The sequence below is a fragment of the Kitasatospora sp. McL0602 genome (genome assembly GCF_052076145.1).
Taxonomy (GTDB): domain Bacteria; phylum Actinomycetota; class Actinomycetes; order Streptomycetales; family Streptomycetaceae; genus Kitasatospora.
The window spans coordinates 5519131-5533247 of the sequence record NZ_CP197246.1 but is presented as its reverse complement, the minus strand read 5'-3'; the positions used below and the strand labels follow the sequence as shown (position 1 = coordinate 5533247).

Sequence of the window (14117 nt, the reverse complement as noted above, 5' to 3'; positions counted from 1 at the left end):
GCGGCACCCGGGGCCCTTACAGCCCCTCCGGATCATCCAGCAGGGCGGCCGTCTCCGACACCGAGAGACGGCCGCCCTCGGCCTTTGCCTCGGCGAACGCCTCCTCGCCGAGCAGCCCGAGGAGCACCCGCTCGGCCTCCTCGCGCTCGCGGCGCTCGAGGAAGGTGCCGAGCTGGCCGTGCAGGGTGCCGTGGGCCCCGAGCAACCGGGCCGCCCGGCGGGCCTGCCGCAGCTCGCCCTCCTGTGCGGCGAGGGCGGTGAGTACGCCGACGGCGGGCAGCACGAGCATCACCATCACGTGCTCGGCGAAGACGGTGGCCGCGCCGCCGACGAAGCGGATCTGCTGCCGACCGCTCCGCAGCAGTTCGACACCCTCGCGTGCGTCACCGCTCATGGCGTACACCCAGCCCCGGATGCACGAGACGATGCCGACGAAGACGCCGGGCACGATCGGGCCGAACGAGTCCTGGGCGTGCTCCAGTTCGTCCAGCTGGCCGAGCGCCTCCGGGTACTCTCCGCGCCAGGCGTGCAGCGAGCAGAGCGCGAGCCGGCCGAACATGACGGCGCCCTCGGCGGCCCGGTGGTGGCCCCAGCCGACACCGTCCAGGGCCTCCCGGACCAGCCGCTCCCCCTCCTCGGGGTCGCTCTCGAACATCGTCTCTCCGAGCCGGACCTGGAGCATCGGTACCTCCTGCCAGGAGCCCAGCTCCTCGGCCAGCACGATCGCCCGTCGGTAGGCGTCCCTCGCGAACTCCGCCCGCCCGCACTTCGCCGCGTTCTCCGCCAGGGCCGCCAGCGCCTCGGACATGCCCCAGCGGTCGCCGACCCGGGTGAAGATCTCCAGCGCCTCGGCGCCGTCCGCGACGGCCTGCTCCGCCGCACCCACCCAGTCGTTGAGCAGCCGGGAGCGGATCTGCAGGATGAACGCCAGGTCGGTGTCCCGGCCGTGCACCCGGCAGCCCACCACCGCGTCGTCCAGCATCTCCCGCAGCTGGTCCATCTCCCCGACGAGGAAGCCGGCGAACACCCGGAGCAGGCTGGGGAAGCGGTACGCCTGCGGCAGGTCCGGGGTGTAGGTGCTGGTGACCCGGCGGGCCAGCTCCGCGGCGTCACTGTTTCCCAGCAGCTCCGTGTTCGAGGCGAACAGGCTGACCATACGGAGGAGCTGGAGCTGGCGGCGGGCCTCCTCCAGCTGCTCCGGTGGCATCGGCAGCGGCGCCTCCAGCGGCCCGGCGAGCAGCGGGACGGGCGCCGGTGCGTCGTCGGCGAAGCCGTTCGGGCCCAGCTCGGCGACCGCGTCGTACCAACCGAGTGCCTCCCGGCGGAAGTCGCGCAGCGACCAGTACCAGCTCATGCCGAGCACCAGGACGAGGGCGTCCTGCTCGTGACCGCCGTCCACCGCCCGGCGCAGCGCGGCCCGGACGTTGTCCTGCTCGCGCTCCAGCACCGCCAGCCAGTGCAGCTGTTCGGCGCCGTGCAGGCACCGCTCGGCCTCCCGGACGAGCTCGCGGAAGCAGTCGGTGTGCCGGTGCGCGGCGGTCTGCTCGGCGGCCTCGGCCAGGCGCTCGGTGGCGTACTCGTGGATCGTCTCCAGCATCCAGTACCGGGGTTCGGCGCCGAAGCCGGCCACCAGCAGGGACTTGTCGACCAGCGAGAGCAGCAGGTCGGCGACCTCCTCCCGGGGGACGCCCGCCTCGTCGGCGCAGACCTGCTCGGCGGCCTCCAGGGTGCAGCCGCCCTGGAAGACCGAGAGCCTGCGCAGGACGGCACGTTCGCGCCTGCCGAGCAGCTCCCAGCTCCAGTCGACGACGGCCCGCAGGGTCTGCTGGCGGGGCAGCAGCGTCCGCGATCCTGCCGTGAGCAGGGTGAACCGGCCGTCCAGCCGGTCGGCGATCTGGCGGGGCGTCATACCGCGCAGCCGGGCGGCGGCCAACTCGATGGCGAGCGGCAGGCCGTCCAGGCGGCGGCAGATCTCGGCACAGGCCGCCTGGTCCGCCGCCGGGTCGAAGCCCGGCCGGGCGGCCGCGCCGCGCTCGGCGAACAGCCGCAGCGCCACCGGATCGGGCAGCGGCTCGACCGGGACGACCACCTCGCCGGGCACGCCGAGCGGCTCCCGGCTGGTCGCCAGCACGGTCACCCCCGGGCACTCGGCGAGCAGTTGGTCGGCGAAGTCGGCGGCGGCCTGGATCAGGTGCTCGCAGTTGTCCAGCACCAGCAGCATCCGCCGGTGGGCGCAGTGCTCGACGACCCGCCGCACCGGGTCGTCGATGCGGGCCACCTCGGCCACCGTGCCACCGGTGTGCAGCACCGTCTCGCGCAGGCCCAGCGCGGAGAAGACCGCGCCCGGCACCGCGCCGGGGTCGTCCAGCGGCGCGAGTTCGACGGCCCAGACGCCGTCCGGCCAGGCGCCGGTGCCCTGTTCGAGCCGCCCGGCCTCGACCGAGAGCCGGGTCTTGCCGGAGCCGCCCGGCCCGGTGAGGGTGGTCAGCCGACCGGCCGACAGGGCCTTGGCCAGCGCGGCGAGGTCGGAGTCACGGCCGACGAAACTGGTCAGCCGGGGGCGGAGGTTGCCGACCGACCGGGGCGTTTCCGGCCGGCTGGGCGCCTCGGGGGTGTGCAGCAACTCCTGGTGGATCGCCCGCAGTTCGGGGCCCGGGTCGGCGCCGAGCTCCTCGACCAGCACCCGCCGGGCGGTCTCGAACTGACGCAGGGCGTCGGCGGTGCGCCCACCGCCCTGCAGTGCCCGGATCAGCAGCACCTGCAACTGCTCGTCCAGCGGTTGGAGTTCGCACAGCTCGGCGAGTTCGGCGGTGACCTCGACGGCCCGGCCCAGGGCCAGCTCGGCGCTGATCCGGTGCCGCCGGGCCTCGTCCCGCTGCCCCTCCAGCCGGGTGGCGGCCCCGGCCTGGTCCGGCAGGTCGGCGAGCGCCGGGCCGCGCCAGAGCGCGAGCGCGGCGCCGAGCCGCTCGGCGGCGAGCGCGGGCTGCCCCGTCTCCAGCGCCTGGCGCCCTTCGGCGGCCAGCCGCTGGAAGTCGCCGAGGTCGCTCGCCCGCCCGGTCAGCCAGTAACCCGCCGGGCCCGAGCCGATCTCGTCCCGGCCGATCGTCCGGCGCAGCCGACCGACCAGGGTCTGCAGCGCGGCGGAGGCGTCCTGCGGCTGGTCCGCGCCCCAGACCTCCTCGACCAGCAACTCGGCCGGGACGGGCCGCCCTTGCCGCAGCACGAGCGCGGCAAGCAGCGCCCGCAACCGGGCACCGCCCAGCGGTACCTGCGTGCCGTCGTCCTGCCGAGCCGTGGTGATACCGAGGATGCCGTAGTGCACCGGCCCATTCTGGCATCCGGCCGACCACTGCTCCGGGGCACGGTCTGGCATCATCGGGGGTCGGCCCGCCCACCCCTACCGCTTCGGAGCGCCTTCGCCATGACCTTCGCCGAAACGCAGCGCTCGCGCAGTGAGGACAGCCGGATCAGCCCGGTCTTCTGGGTACTGATCGCCACCCTCGGTGCGTCCGCGCTCGCGGTGTGGTCGGGCTTCGGGAACGCGCGGCTCGGGGTGTTCCTCTTCGTGGTGTCGGGGTGGGTCGTCTCGCTCTGCCTGCACGAGTACGCGCACGCCCGGACGGCCATGCACGGCGGCGACATCACGGTGGGCGCCAAGGGCTACCTCACCCTCAACCCCCTCAAGTACGCCAACCCGCTCTTCAGCTTCGTCATGCCGGTGATCATGGTGATCATCGGCGGCTTCGGCCTGCCCGGCGGCGCGGTGCTCATCGAGCGCCACCGCATCCAGGGCCGGTTGAAGCACAGCCTGATCTCCGCCGCCGGGCCGCTGGTGAACGTGGTCTTCGCCGCCGCCCTGCTGATCCCGGTCGGCGCGGGCTGGCTCGACAGCTCGTCGCCGGACGGCTACACCGACGGCGTCCACAGCCCGGTCCAGCCGATCACGGCGGCGTTCGCCCTGCTCGGCCTGTTCCAGGTGAGCGCGGCGCTGCTCAACCTGCTGCCCGTCCCGGGCCTGGACGGCTACGGCATCGTCGAGCCCTGGCTCTCGCTGAAGACCCGTCGGGCCGTCGCGCCGTTCGCCCAGTACGGGATGCTGGCGCTCTTCGTCGTGCTGTGGCAGTCCGACGCGGTGAACCGGTGGTTCTTCGGCGTGGTCCACGACATCATGGGCCTCTTCGGCGTCGACGCCTTCGACGCCCGGCTCGGCGACTACCTCTTCCGGTTCTGGCAGAGCTGAAGCGGGCAGCATCAAAGCGGACGACGCGGCTCCGGATACTGTCGCAATCCTGTGACGGACTGACCGCGCGACAGAGCTGGTTTTCTTATTTCGGGTACATACGCTCAAAGGCATGTCACCGTCGCACTCCGGCTCCGTCGTCCGCAGCATCCGCCTCGCCACCAAGCTGGTGGCCATCAGCGTCGTGGCGGGTGTGATCACCGCCGGTCTCGCACTCCCGGCGATCGGGAGCGTCGGGCTGGGTGCCAAGGACGCCGTGTCGAGCTTCAACAGCCTCCCCGACGACTTCACCGCCCCGCCGCTCTCCCAGGCGTCCACGGTCTACGACTCGGCGGGCAACGTCGTCGCGACCGTCTTCGACCGGGACCGCACGGTGGTCGCGAGCGACCGGATAGCGCCGATCATGAAGTCCGCGCTGGTCGACATCGAGGACAACCGCTTCTACGAGCACGGCGCCGTCGACCTCAAGGGCGTGCTCCGGGCGATCGACAAGAACGCGGCCAGCGGCGGCGTCTCGCAGGGCGCCTCGACGCTCACCCAGCAGTACGTGAAGAACGTCTTCGTCGACGAGGCCGGTGACAACCAGCAGGCGGTGCAGGCGGCCCAGGCCCAGACCATCGGGCGCAAGATCCAGGAGATGAAGTACGCGATCAAGGTCGAGGAGACGCTCACCAAGGACCAGATCCTCACCAACTACCTGAACATCACCTTCTTCGGCGAGCAGGCCTACGGCATCGAGGCCGCCGCCCACCGGTACTTCAGCGTCCACGCCTCGGAGCTCACTCTGCCGCAGGCCGCCCTGCTGGCCGGTCTGGTGCAGTCGCCCAGCGGCTACGACCCGGTCTCCAACCTCAAGGCCGCCCAGGAGCGCCGCGACACGGTGCTGCACAAGATGGCCGAGTACGGCACGATCACCGAGGCGCAGGCCGCGCAGGCGATCGCCGAGCACGTCACGCTCACCGTGACCCGCCCGCAGTCCGGGTGCATCACCGCGCAGCAGGGCGAGGGCTTCTTCTGCGACTACGTGAAGAAGGTCGTCACCAACGACCCGGCCTTCGGCGCCTCGGCCGCCGAGCGGCAGGCCCTGTGGAAGCGCGGCGGCCTCCAGATCCACACCACGCTGGACCCGAAGGCGCAGCAGGCCCTGCAGGCCTCGGTGACCAGCCACGTCCACGCCTCCGACAAGGCCGCGACCGCGATGACGGTGGTGCAGCCCGGCACCGGGAAGATCGTCGCGATGGGCCAGAGCCGCCCGTACGGGCTGGGGACGAACCAGACGCTGATCAACCTCAACGTCACCAAGGCGATGGGCGGCGGCCTCGGCTTCCCGACCGGATCGACGTTCAAGCCGATCGTGGCCGCAGCCGCATTGGAGAACGGCATCGACCCCTCGCAGTCGTACGACTCCCCGTACAGCATGCCGTGGCCGAAGATGACGGACTGCAAGGGCGGGCCCTTCCCCGAGGGCGGCGAGGTGCGCAACGACTCGACCACGCTGAAGGGCCCGTTCACCATGGGGCCGGCGATGGCGCAGTCCGTGAACACGTACTTCGCCGCGCTGGAGGGCGACACCGGGCTCTGCACCGTCGCCCAGATGGCGAACAGCCTGGGGATCACCCAGCAGGCCGGCGGCGAGAACCTGAACGTGGTGCCCGCGATGGCGCTGGGCAGCAACGACCTCACCCCGCTGGCCATGGCGAGCGTCTACGCGGCCTTCGCGGCGCACGGCACGTACTGCGCGCCGACCGCGATCGAGTCCGTCACGACGGCGGGCGGCAAGTCACTCAACGTGCCGAAGGCGGCGTGCCACTCGGTGATGTCCCCCCGTACGGCCGACACCATCACCGGCATGCTCAAGGGCGTCGTCGAGGACGGCACCGGCCACCCCGCCGGGCTCAGCGACCGGGAGAGCGCGGGCAAGACCGGCACCACCAACAGCAGCAAGCAGGTCTGGTTCGTCGGCTACACACCCGAGCTGGTCGGCGCGACGGTCGTCAGCGACACCGACAAGCCCACCTCGCTGGAGGGCCAGCGGATCGGCGGCCACATCGTCGACAACGCCTTCGGCGGCACGCTGGCGGGCCCGATCTGGAACGAGGCCATGGCGGGCGCCCTGGACGGCACCCCGGCGCAGTCGTTCGGACTGCAGTAGGTCAGCTCTGGGTCTGGGCCTTCTCCTGGCGCTCCCGGCGCAGGTAGAACCAGGCGATGTTGCTGGCCACACCGGCCAGCAGCACCCAGACCACGCCGAACCAGTTGCCCTCGACGAACGAGACCACGGCGGCGGTCACCGCCAGCACGAAGACGATCGAGGCCATCAGGGCGTTGCGGGGCATCGGAGAGCTCCTAGGTCGGGGGCGGAACGCCTCCATTGTCACGGAAGGCCCCACCTGGTCCGACCAGGGGGGCCTTCCGTGTACGCGCCAAGATGCTCGGCGAGCCTCAGACGTCGGTGATCCGCAGACCCGCGTGGGCCTTGTAGCGGCGGTTGACCGAGATCAGGTTGGCGACCAGCGACTCGACCTGGTGGGCGTTGCGCAGGCGCCCGGCGAAGATGCCCCGCATCCCGGGGATGCGGGCCGCCAGCGCCTGGACGATCTCGGTCGCCTCGCGGTCCTCGCCCAGCACCATGACGTCGGTGTCGATCTCGGCGATCGACTCGTCCTGCAGCAGCACCGCCGAGAGGTGGTGGAACGCGGCGGTGACCCGCGAGTCGGGCAGCAGCGCGGCGGCCTGCTGCGCGGCGCTGCCCTCCTCCGGCTTCAGCGCGTACGCGCCCTGCTTGTCGAAGCCCAGCGGGTTGACGCAGTCGACGACGATCTTGCCCGCGAGTTCCTCGCGCAGGCCGGCCAGCGTCGCCGCGTGCCCGTCCCACGGCACCGCGACGATCACCACGTCGCTCTCCCGGGCCGTGGTCGCGTTGTCCGCGCCCCGCACCCCGAGCCCCAGCTCGGCGGCGGCGGCCTCGGCCCGCTCCGCCGTGCGGGAGCCGATGACGACCTGCTGCCCGGCCTTGGCCAGCCGGTAAGCCAGACCCCGGCCCTGGTCGCCGGTGCCGCCCAGCACGCCGACCACCAACTGTGAGACGTCGGACTGCTGCGGGGCGCCGGGGGTCACTGAATCGTGGGTACTCATGGGGAAGATCCTGCCAAAACACCGTCAGCGGCTCCATCCTGATCCGCATGGACGCCGTGAGAGTTTCAGCACTACGCGACCGACTGGCCGGCACCGGCTGGCTGGAGTCCGCCGGTGTGTTCGCGGGTGAGCTCCGACGCTCCGTCAGCCGCCGCACGGCCCAGGGCCTGCTGCTGGTCGGCACCGACCGGTACGAGCCCTGGCACCTGGCGGCCCACCTGGACGACGAGGCCGCCTGGTCGGGAGTCCCCCGCTTGGCCCCCACCCTGCTGCGCCATCAGGTGCCCGCCGACGCCCCGGCCCACCTGGGCCACGGGCTCGGGCGGCTGGCGGGGGCCCGACGCGGCGCGACCGTCCTGGTGGTCGCCCCCACCGCCGCCGGGGCGCCCCTGCTGGAACGCGTCCACGACGCCCGGCGGGCCGGTGCGACCGTCCTCGCCCTCGACACCGGCGACCACGACCTCGCCGGCCTGGCCCACGAACGCCTCGCCGTCCCCGGCGCGGCGGACGAGCCCTTCGACCTCGTCCAGCACCTCGTCAGCGCAGCCGCCGGAGCAGCCCCACGCAGCCGCCTGCCCCGCTGGCTCACGGCTCCGCCGGCCACCCGCTGGTGAAGCGTCGTCGGGGCGCGACCCCGGCTGCGCGTAAATCGATTGCCCGGTGGGGCGCTGCCGCCGGATGATGCCGACCGATGACTTCTCTACTGCACAAGATCCGCCCCGACCTCACGCCCTGGCGCTCCTCCCGGGACTTCCGGCTGCTCTGGAGCTCCGGCTGCGTGTCGGCGTTCGGCAGCTTCCTGACGTACGTCGCCGTGCCGCTCCAGATCAAGGAGTTGACGGACTCCTCGCTCGCGGTCGGCCTGGTCGGCGCCGTCGAGCTGCTGCCACTGATCGTGTTCGGGCTCTGGGGCGGGGCGCTCGCCGACGCGCTGGACCGGCGCAAGCTGGTGCTGTGTTCGGAGGCGGGGCTCGGGCTGCTCTCGGGGCTGCTGCTGCTCAACGCGCTGCTGCCGACGCCGGTGCTCTGGCCGATCTACCTCGTCGCCGGTCTGGTCGCGGCCGTCGACGGGCTGCAGCGCCCGGCGCTGGACTCGCTCACCCCGAGGATCGTGCCGCACGAGCAGCTCACCGCCGCGTTCTCGCTCACCTCGCTCTACCGCAACGCCGCCTCGGTGGCCGGCCCGGCGCTCGCCGGGGTCATCGTCGCGCTGGCGGGCGTCCAGACCGCGTACGCGCTGGACGTCGCGACGTTCGCCGTCTCGCTCGGGCTGCTCGCCCGGATGCGGGCCGTGCCGCCCGCGACCGGTGCCGAGAAGCCCTCGGTGCAGGCGATCGTCACCGGCATCCGGTACGCCTGGAGCCGCCCGGACCTGCTCGGGACGTACGCGATAGACATCTGCGCGATGCTGTTCGCCTTCCCGGTCGCGATCTTCCCGTTCCTGGCCACCGACCTGCACGCGGGCTGGGCGCTCGGCCTGATGTACGGCGCGTCGGCCGTCGGCGCGCTGGCCGTCTCGGTGACCAGCGGGTGGACGTCGGCGATCCACCGGCACGGGCGGATGCTCGTCCTCGCGGCGCTCGGCTGGGGCGTGGCGATCACGCTCGCCGGGCTGGCGGGGAACGTCTGGCTGGTCCTGCTCTGCCTGGCCTTCGCCGGGGGCGCCGACCAGATCAGCGGCATCGCCCGCTCGACCATCTGGAACCAGTCCATCCCGGACGAGCTGCGCGGGCGCCTCGCCGGGGTCGAGCTGCTCAGCTACTCCGTCGGCCCGCAGCTGGGCCAGGTCCGGGCCGGTGGCATGGCCGGGCTGATCGGCGTCCGGGGCTCGGTCTGGGTCGGCGGCCTGGCCTGCGTGGTCGGCGTGGTCGGCCTGACCGCCGCGCTGCCCAAGCTGCTCTCCTGGGACAGCCGCACCGACCCGAACGCCCTGGCCGTCCGCGAGGCGGCGACGGCTGCCGCCGCCGCCTGACGCACCTGACCGGTTACGGCTGTTTCGGCTTGTCGTCCCAGCGCGGGTCGTTCTGCCACTCACGGTTGCGCTCGGCCGCCGTCTCCAGGGCATGGCCTGCCTCGGCCGGTGTCGCGTACGGGCCGAGGCGGTCCTTGGCCGGGCACTCCGGGCCCTCCTCGACCTTCTGGTGCTTGATGCAGTAGAACCACTCGCCCGGTTTCCCGGTCGGCTTGCCGCCGAACAGTGGCATGGCGCTCACTCCCGTCTGTCGTCCGGTACGTCTCTCGTCCGGTACGTCTGGCGTCCACGTCGATCATTCCCGGTCGCCGCCCGGGGCACACCGCCGGGGCCCGGGGCGGCCCGGCCGATAGACTCGCGGCCATGGCTCTCGTACCCGGCGTCCAGTCGCCCATCCGCAAGGTCCCCGCGCACATCACGCGCCCGGAGTACGTCGGCAAGCCCGCGCCGACCCCGTACACCGGCCCCGAGGTGCAGACCGCCGAGACGATCGAGAAGATGCGGATCGCGAGCCGGATCGCCGCCCAGGCGATGGCCGAGGCCGCGAAGCTGATCGCGCCGGGCGTCACCACGGACGCGCTCGACGTCGTCGCGCACGAGTACATGTGCGACCACGACGCGTACCCGTCGGACCTCGGCTACCGGGGCTTCCCGAAGTCGATCTGCACCTCCGTCAACGAGGTCATCTGCCACGGCATCCCGGACTCGACCGTGCTCCAGGACGGCGACATCGTCAACATCGACGCGACCGCCTACATCCACGGCGTGCACGGCGACCTCAACGCGACGTACCTCTGCGGCGACGTCGACGAGGAGTCCCGGCTGCTGGTCGAGCGGACGGAGGAGTCGCTGCGGCGGGCCATCAAGGCCGTCCGGCCGGGCCGCCAGATCAACGTGATCGGCCGCGTCATCGAGTCGTACGCCAAGCGCTTCGACTACGGCGTCGTGCGGGACTTCACCGGGCACGGCATCAACACGTCGTTCCACTCCGGCCTGATCGTCCCGCACTACGACAGCGAGCGGGCCACCGAGGTCATCAAGCCCGGCATGACCTTCACCATCGAGCCGATGCTCACCCTCGGCACCTACGACTACGAGATCTGGGCCGACGGCTGGACGGTCGTCACCAAGGACCGCAAGCGGACCGCCCAGTTCGAGCACACGCTGGTGGTCACCGCCGACGGCGCGGAGATCCTCACCCTGCCGTGAACCGTCGCGACGGGCGCGGTCAGCCGATGAGCCACTGCTCCTCGGCGACCGCGCCGGTCTCGGTGCAGGCGTCGGTGAGCACGTCCAGCACCCGCAGGGCGTCGGGCAGCTGCTGCTCCGGGCCCCGGAGCCAGCGGACCTGGGAGCCGTCCGGCAGGGCGGCGGGCGGGACGAGGGTGTACGAGCCACGGCAGTGCCAGCGCAGGCCGGGGTGGTCCGACATGGTGTCGGGGGTGCTGTCCAGCACGCTCGGCCACCACTCGTCCTCGTCGGCGGGGGTGCCCCTGGTGGCGGTGAAGAAGAGGTAGCGGTCCTCGCCGACGGCGGCGACCGGGCCGCCGACACCGAGCTCGTCGAGCCGCTCCAGGGCGAGGCGCCCGGCCTCCGCCGGGACGTCCAGCACGTCGTGGGCCCGGCCGGTGGCGGTGACGAAGTTCGCCTGCGGGTCGCGGGCGAGCCAGTGCGAGAGCTGCTCGGGGTCGGTGCTGGCCTGGGACTGCCAGGCGAAGGAGACCGGGTGCTGGCCGGGAGCCGGACAGCCGACCCGGTCGCAGGAACAGCGGTGGCCGGCGGGGTGCGCGGCGGGCGCCACGGGGAACCCGGCCAGGACGGCGCCGAGCAGGAGATCGAGCCGGACCGCGGCATCCAGGCCGGTCGCGGGCCTCGCCCGCTGCTCGCGCCGCTGCCACCAGGCTGTCCACCTACTGCTGGCTTCCATCGGGCCCCTTCCGCTCCGCACCTGCTGTGACTCACCGTGCCTGGTGCGGCACGGCAACCGACGCAACATCCGACGCAACACCCGGGCCCGCCCGTTGCTTCCCGGGCCGGGCTCGGACCGGCGCGTCCGCCACGGGCCGGAGCCGGGTTTGCCGGACGGCCGACGCCCGGGGTCACGGTACGGAGTACGAGAGTTGGGCTCGGCGGGCAGGCGCACCGATGCGCGCCCGGCCCGGCCCGTACGGGGCCCGCTGACCCGGTGGAACCCCGGGGGCGTACAGAGCAGGATAAGGGTGCGGGCGGGGTCGAAATGACCGGGGGGCGGTGCCGCTTCGGTCACACCGGCCCACCGCCTACGCTGAGCTGGTGAGAAGCGCGGAGACCGAATTCATCGGCGGGCCCCTGGACGGCCGGGTACTGGACGTCCTGCTGACCCCGCTCAGCAACGTCCCCAAGGTCTACCGGGTGCCCGTGCCCGCCCACGGGGATGTGCCCGGCGTCACCCTGGTCTACCGACGGGCGAAGGAGTACGACGCCAAGGGCCGCTGGCGCTGGCGTTACGAGTACGACCAGGACGCGTCCGGGCCTACCCCTCCTCCGCGAGGATCAGGTAGAGCCTCTTCCTGGCGTCGGTGAGCACGGCGAGGCCCTTGGCCCGCTGCTCGTCCGTCCCCGTCGCCATGACCTGCCGGATCGCACTGTCGACGGCGCCCAGCGCCTGGCCGACCTCCTGGACGGCCTCCCAGTCGACGCCGCGACCGGCCTCCTCCCACGGCGACTCCGGACCGGCCTCGGCCTCGGCCCGCCCGGTCTCGGTGAGGTCGAACAACCGCTTGCCCGAGATCTCCTGAGCCTTGATCAGCCCCTCCTCCTCCAGCAGCTGGAGGGTCGGGTAGACCGAACCGGGGCTCGGACGCCAGGCGCCGCCCGTCCGCTCACCGATCTCGGTGATCATCTCGTAGCCGTGCATCGGCCGCTCGCGCAGCAGCGCCAGCAGCGAGGCCCGGACATCGCCGCGCCGGGCCCGCCCGCGCCCCCGGCCGCCACCCCGGCCGTGACCGCCGAAGCCGCCGTGCCCGCGCCCGCCGAAGCCGTGGCCGAACGGACCACCCGGCGGGCGCGGCGGACCGCCGAACCCGCCGAAGGCACTCCGGCCCTCGAACATCTCGCCGGGGAACTCCCCGGCCTCCTGGCGCCACCCGCGACGCCGTCCCTCTCCTCGGAACTGTCCTCCTGCGCGCATCACGCGCACCACCCTTCAGGGTCTCCGGATGCCCCCTAGCGAAGCATCTCGATAACTCGACGATATATCGGTAGCTATCGGCCGTCAACGAATTTCGCGCCTCGCCCGGCATCGCGCCGCCCCGGCCGACCGCACGGGCTACGGTGACCGCCATGGCCGGTGAAGAAGATCTCCAGAAGCTCCTCGGCGGAATGCACCCCGTCCTGAACCCCGGGCGGTACGTGTACTGCACACTCCCCGCCAAGATCCCCTCCGGGCTCCGCCCGATCGTCACGGTCACGGAGGCCGAGGGCCCGACCGTGGTCGTGGCCCAGGAGGAGGCCGACTCGCTCGGCCTGCGGTACGACTACGTCGCCGCCTGGATCACCCTCCAGATCCACTCCGCGCTGGAGGCCGTCGGGCTCACCGCAGCCGTCGCCACCCGCCTCGCCGACCACGGCATCAGCTGCAACGTGGTGGCCGGCTTCCACCACGACCATCTCTTCGTCGCCGCCGACGACGCCGACCGGGCACTCGCCGCACTCCGGGGCCTGGCCGCCGAACAGGCCTGACCGCCCCCGGTGCCCGACTGGACAGCCACCACCTGGACAGCCACCACGGCCGCCACCCTCCGGCGCGCCCTGGACCAGCTCACCGGCAGCGCGATCCCAGGCGCGCTGCCAGGCGTGTTTCCGGGCGGGGTCATCACGCTCGGCACCGTGGGCGGGCCGCGCCACACCCTCGGCTCGGGCGTCGTCGCACCCGAGTGCGGCGACGCGACCCCCGACGGCCGGACACACTACGACCTCGCCTCCCTCACCAAGGTGCTCGCGGTCTGGCCCCTGGTCGGCCGCGCCGTCAGCCGGGGCCTGCTCGACCTCGACGCACCCCTGCATGCTGTTGACCCTCAGCTTCCGCCGCCTGGCCGGGACTTGACTGTTCGCCAGCTCATCACGCATACCTCCGGACTGCTCCCCCATACCCGGCTCGACCGCTACCGGGGTCGGGCCACCCCGCTCGCCCAACTCATCTGCGCCGAGCCCCTGGCCGGCACCCCCGGTGCGCAGCACCGCTACATCGACCGGGGGTTCATCCTGCTCGGCCTGCTGCTCGGCACCCTGCACGGGCGCGAACTCCACGATCTGGCCGACGAGTTCTGGCGCGAGACCAGCCTCCCCGACACCCGGTACGGCCCGCTCGCCCGCGCACCCCGGGTCGCGCCGACACAGCCGCGCCTGGCCGGCGCACCACGACTCTGGGGCACGGTGCACGACCCGAGCGCGGCACTGCTCGGCGGCGTGGCAGGCCACGCCGGGGTGTTCAGCACCACGGCCGATCTGGCCGTCTTCGCCGAACACGCGCTCGGCTCCCGCTGGTTGGCCGAGAGCGTGTCCCCCGCCGTGCCGGTCGGGCCGGGTCTCCGTCGAGGTCTGGCCTGGCTCGTCACCGACGACGGCGCGGTCGCCTACCACCACGGCTTCACCGGTACGAGCCTGCATCTCGGCCTGCACACCGGCCGTTACGTCGCCATCTGCACCAACGCCGTCTACCACGGCTGGGAACGCGGCCGACTGGCCCCGCTGCGGACGCTCGCGCTGGAGGCGGTGCGGCGCCGACCCTGA

Annotated in this window: 14 protein-coding genes; 8 read left to right on the top strand and 6 right to left on the bottom strand. The window is 72.7% G+C overall.

The window, feature by feature from the left end; all coding sequences use genetic code 11:
* Window positions 1–16 precede the first annotated feature (16 nt).
* A complete protein-coding gene (locus tag ACR68M_RS25185; RefSeq protein ID WP_441246388.1) occupies window positions 17–3322 on the bottom strand; it encodes a BTAD domain-containing putative transcriptional regulator in 3306 nt (1101 codons plus the stop codon).
* A gap of 99 nt (window positions 3323–3421) precedes the next feature.
* Here ACR68M_RS25185 and ACR68M_RS25180 point away from each other — a divergent pair, with 99 nt between their 5' ends.
* Together ACR68M_RS25180 and ACR68M_RS25175 are read left to right on the top strand one after the other, a co-directional pair.
* Window positions 3422–4240 carry a site-2 protease family protein gene (locus ACR68M_RS25180; RefSeq protein WP_441246387.1) on the top strand — a complete coding sequence of 273 codons (819 nt, stop codon included), beginning with the start codon at window positions 3422–3424 and terminating at the stop codon, window positions 4238–4240.
* Window positions 4241–4352: 112 nt separating this feature from the next.
* Window positions 4353–6392 (top strand): transglycosylase domain-containing protein, encoded by a 2040-nt coding sequence (locus tag ACR68M_RS25175; RefSeq protein WP_441246386.1) that lies wholly within the window; start codon window positions 4353–4355, stop codon window positions 6390–6392.
* Between the two features lies 1 nt (window position 6393).
* Here the strand turns inward: ACR68M_RS25175 and ACR68M_RS25170 are convergent, their stop codons facing one another.
* Both ACR68M_RS25170 and npdG read right to left on the bottom strand, forming a co-directional pair.
* Complete coding sequence (locus ACR68M_RS25170; RefSeq protein ID WP_441246385.1) at window positions 6394–6576, bottom strand: hypothetical protein; 183 nt, start codon at window positions 6574–6576, stop codon at window positions 6394–6396.
* A gap of 106 nt (window positions 6577–6682) precedes the next feature.
* Window positions 6683–7375, bottom strand: coding sequence for an NADPH-dependent F420 reductase (npdG, locus tag ACR68M_RS25165; RefSeq protein ID WP_441246384.1), 693 nt, complete (start codon window positions 7373–7375; stop codon window positions 6683–6685).
* 47 nt (window positions 7376–7422) lie between these two features.
* Here npdG and ACR68M_RS25160 point away from each other — a divergent pair, with 47 nt between their 5' ends.
* The gene (locus ACR68M_RS25160; RefSeq protein WP_441246383.1) at window positions 7423–7989 is read left to right on the top strand and encodes a hypothetical protein; all 567 of its coding nucleotides are present in this window, start codon (window positions 7423–7425) and stop codon (window positions 7987–7989) included.
* A 77-nt stretch (window positions 7990–8066) separates the two neighbouring features.
* On the top strand, window positions 8067–9347 hold the full coding sequence (locus tag ACR68M_RS25155) for an MFS transporter (RefSeq protein ID WP_441246382.1): 1281 nt from the start codon (window positions 8067–8069) through the stop codon (window positions 9345–9347).
* A 13-nt stretch (window positions 9348–9360) separates the two neighbouring features.
* Here the strand turns inward: ACR68M_RS25155 and ACR68M_RS25150 are convergent, their stop codons facing one another.
* Entirely contained in the window at window positions 9361–9579 is a 219-nt protein-coding gene (locus ACR68M_RS25150; protein WP_441246381.1) for a hypothetical protein, read from the bottom strand.
* Window positions 9580–9710: 131 nt separating this feature from the next.
* Here ACR68M_RS25150 and map point away from each other — a divergent pair, with 131 nt between their 5' ends.
* Complete coding sequence (gene map, locus ACR68M_RS25145) at window positions 9711–10556, top strand: type I methionyl aminopeptidase (protein WP_441246380.1); 846 nt, start codon at window positions 9711–9713, stop codon at window positions 10554–10556.
* 19 nt (window positions 10557–10575) lie between these two features.
* Here the strand turns inward: map and ACR68M_RS25140 are convergent, their stop codons facing one another.
* Entirely contained in the window at window positions 10576–11274 is a 699-nt protein-coding gene (locus ACR68M_RS25140) for a bifunctional DNA primase/polymerase (protein WP_441246379.1), read from the bottom strand.
* 365 nt (window positions 11275–11639) lie between these two features.
* Here ACR68M_RS25140 and ACR68M_RS25135 point away from each other — a divergent pair, with 365 nt between their 5' ends.
* The gene (locus ACR68M_RS25135) at window positions 11640–11909 is read left to right on the top strand and encodes a hypothetical protein (protein WP_441246378.1); all 270 of its coding nucleotides are present in this window, start codon (window positions 11640–11642) and stop codon (window positions 11907–11909) included.
* Here the strand turns inward: ACR68M_RS25135 and ACR68M_RS25130 are convergent.
* Window positions 11860–12516, bottom strand: coding sequence for a PadR family transcriptional regulator (locus tag ACR68M_RS25130; protein ID WP_441246377.1), 657 nt, complete (start codon window positions 12514–12516; stop codon window positions 11860–11862). The two genes, ACR68M_RS25135 and ACR68M_RS25130, sit on opposite strands and share 50 nt — an antisense overlap.
* Window positions 12517–12668: 152 nt before the next feature.
* Here ACR68M_RS25130 and ACR68M_RS25125 point away from each other — a divergent pair, with 152 nt between their 5' ends.
* Window positions 12669–13067 (top strand): ACT domain-containing protein, encoded by a 399-nt coding sequence (locus ACR68M_RS25125; protein ID WP_441246376.1) that lies wholly within the window; start codon window positions 12669–12671, stop codon window positions 13065–13067.
* A gap of 9 nt (window positions 13068–13076) precedes the next feature.
* The gene (locus tag ACR68M_RS25120) at window positions 13077–14117 is read left to right on the top strand and encodes a serine hydrolase domain-containing protein (RefSeq protein ID WP_441246375.1); all 1041 of its coding nucleotides are present in this window, start codon (window positions 13077–13079) and stop codon (window positions 14115–14117) included.

Bases quoted from the DNA above. Each gene is read 5' to 3' on its own strand.
- ACR68M_RS25125 (WP_441246376.1), top strand. From the start codon at position 12,669: ATGGCCGGTGAAGAAGATCTCCAGAAGCTCCTCGGCGGAATGCACCCC.
- ACR68M_RS25170 (WP_441246385.1), bottom strand. From the start codon at position 6,576: ATGCCCCGCAACGCCCTGATGGCCTCGATCGTCTTCGTGCTGGCGGTG.
- npdG (WP_441246384.1), bottom strand. From the start codon at position 7,375: ATGAGTACCCACGATTCAGTGACCCCCGGCGCCCCGCAGCAGTCCGAC.
- ACR68M_RS25150 (WP_441246381.1), bottom strand. From the start codon at position 9,579: ATGCCACTGTTCGGCGGCAAGCCGACCGGGAAACCGGGCGAGTGGTTC.
- ACR68M_RS25160 (WP_441246383.1), top strand. From the start codon at position 7,423: ATGGACGCCGTGAGAGTTTCAGCACTACGCGACCGACTGGCCGGCACC.
- map (WP_441246380.1), top strand. From the start codon at position 9,711: ATGGCTCTCGTACCCGGCGTCCAGTCGCCCATCCGCAAGGTCCCCGCG.
- ACR68M_RS25130 (WP_441246377.1), bottom strand. From the start codon at position 12,516: ATGCGCGCAGGAGGACAGTTCCGAGGAGAGGGACGGCGTCGCGGGTGG.
- ACR68M_RS25140 (WP_441246379.1), bottom strand. From the start codon at position 11,274: ATGGAAGCCAGCAGTAGGTGGACAGCCTGGTGGCAGCGGCGCGAGCAG.
- ACR68M_RS25175 (WP_441246386.1), top strand. From the start codon at position 4,353: ATGTCACCGTCGCACTCCGGCTCCGTCGTCCGCAGCATCCGCCTCGCC.
- ACR68M_RS25155 (WP_441246382.1), top strand. From the start codon at position 8,067: ATGACTTCTCTACTGCACAAGATCCGCCCCGACCTCACGCCCTGGCGC.
- ACR68M_RS25180 (WP_441246387.1), top strand. From the start codon at position 3,422: ATGACCTTCGCCGAAACGCAGCGCTCGCGCAGTGAGGACAGCCGGATC.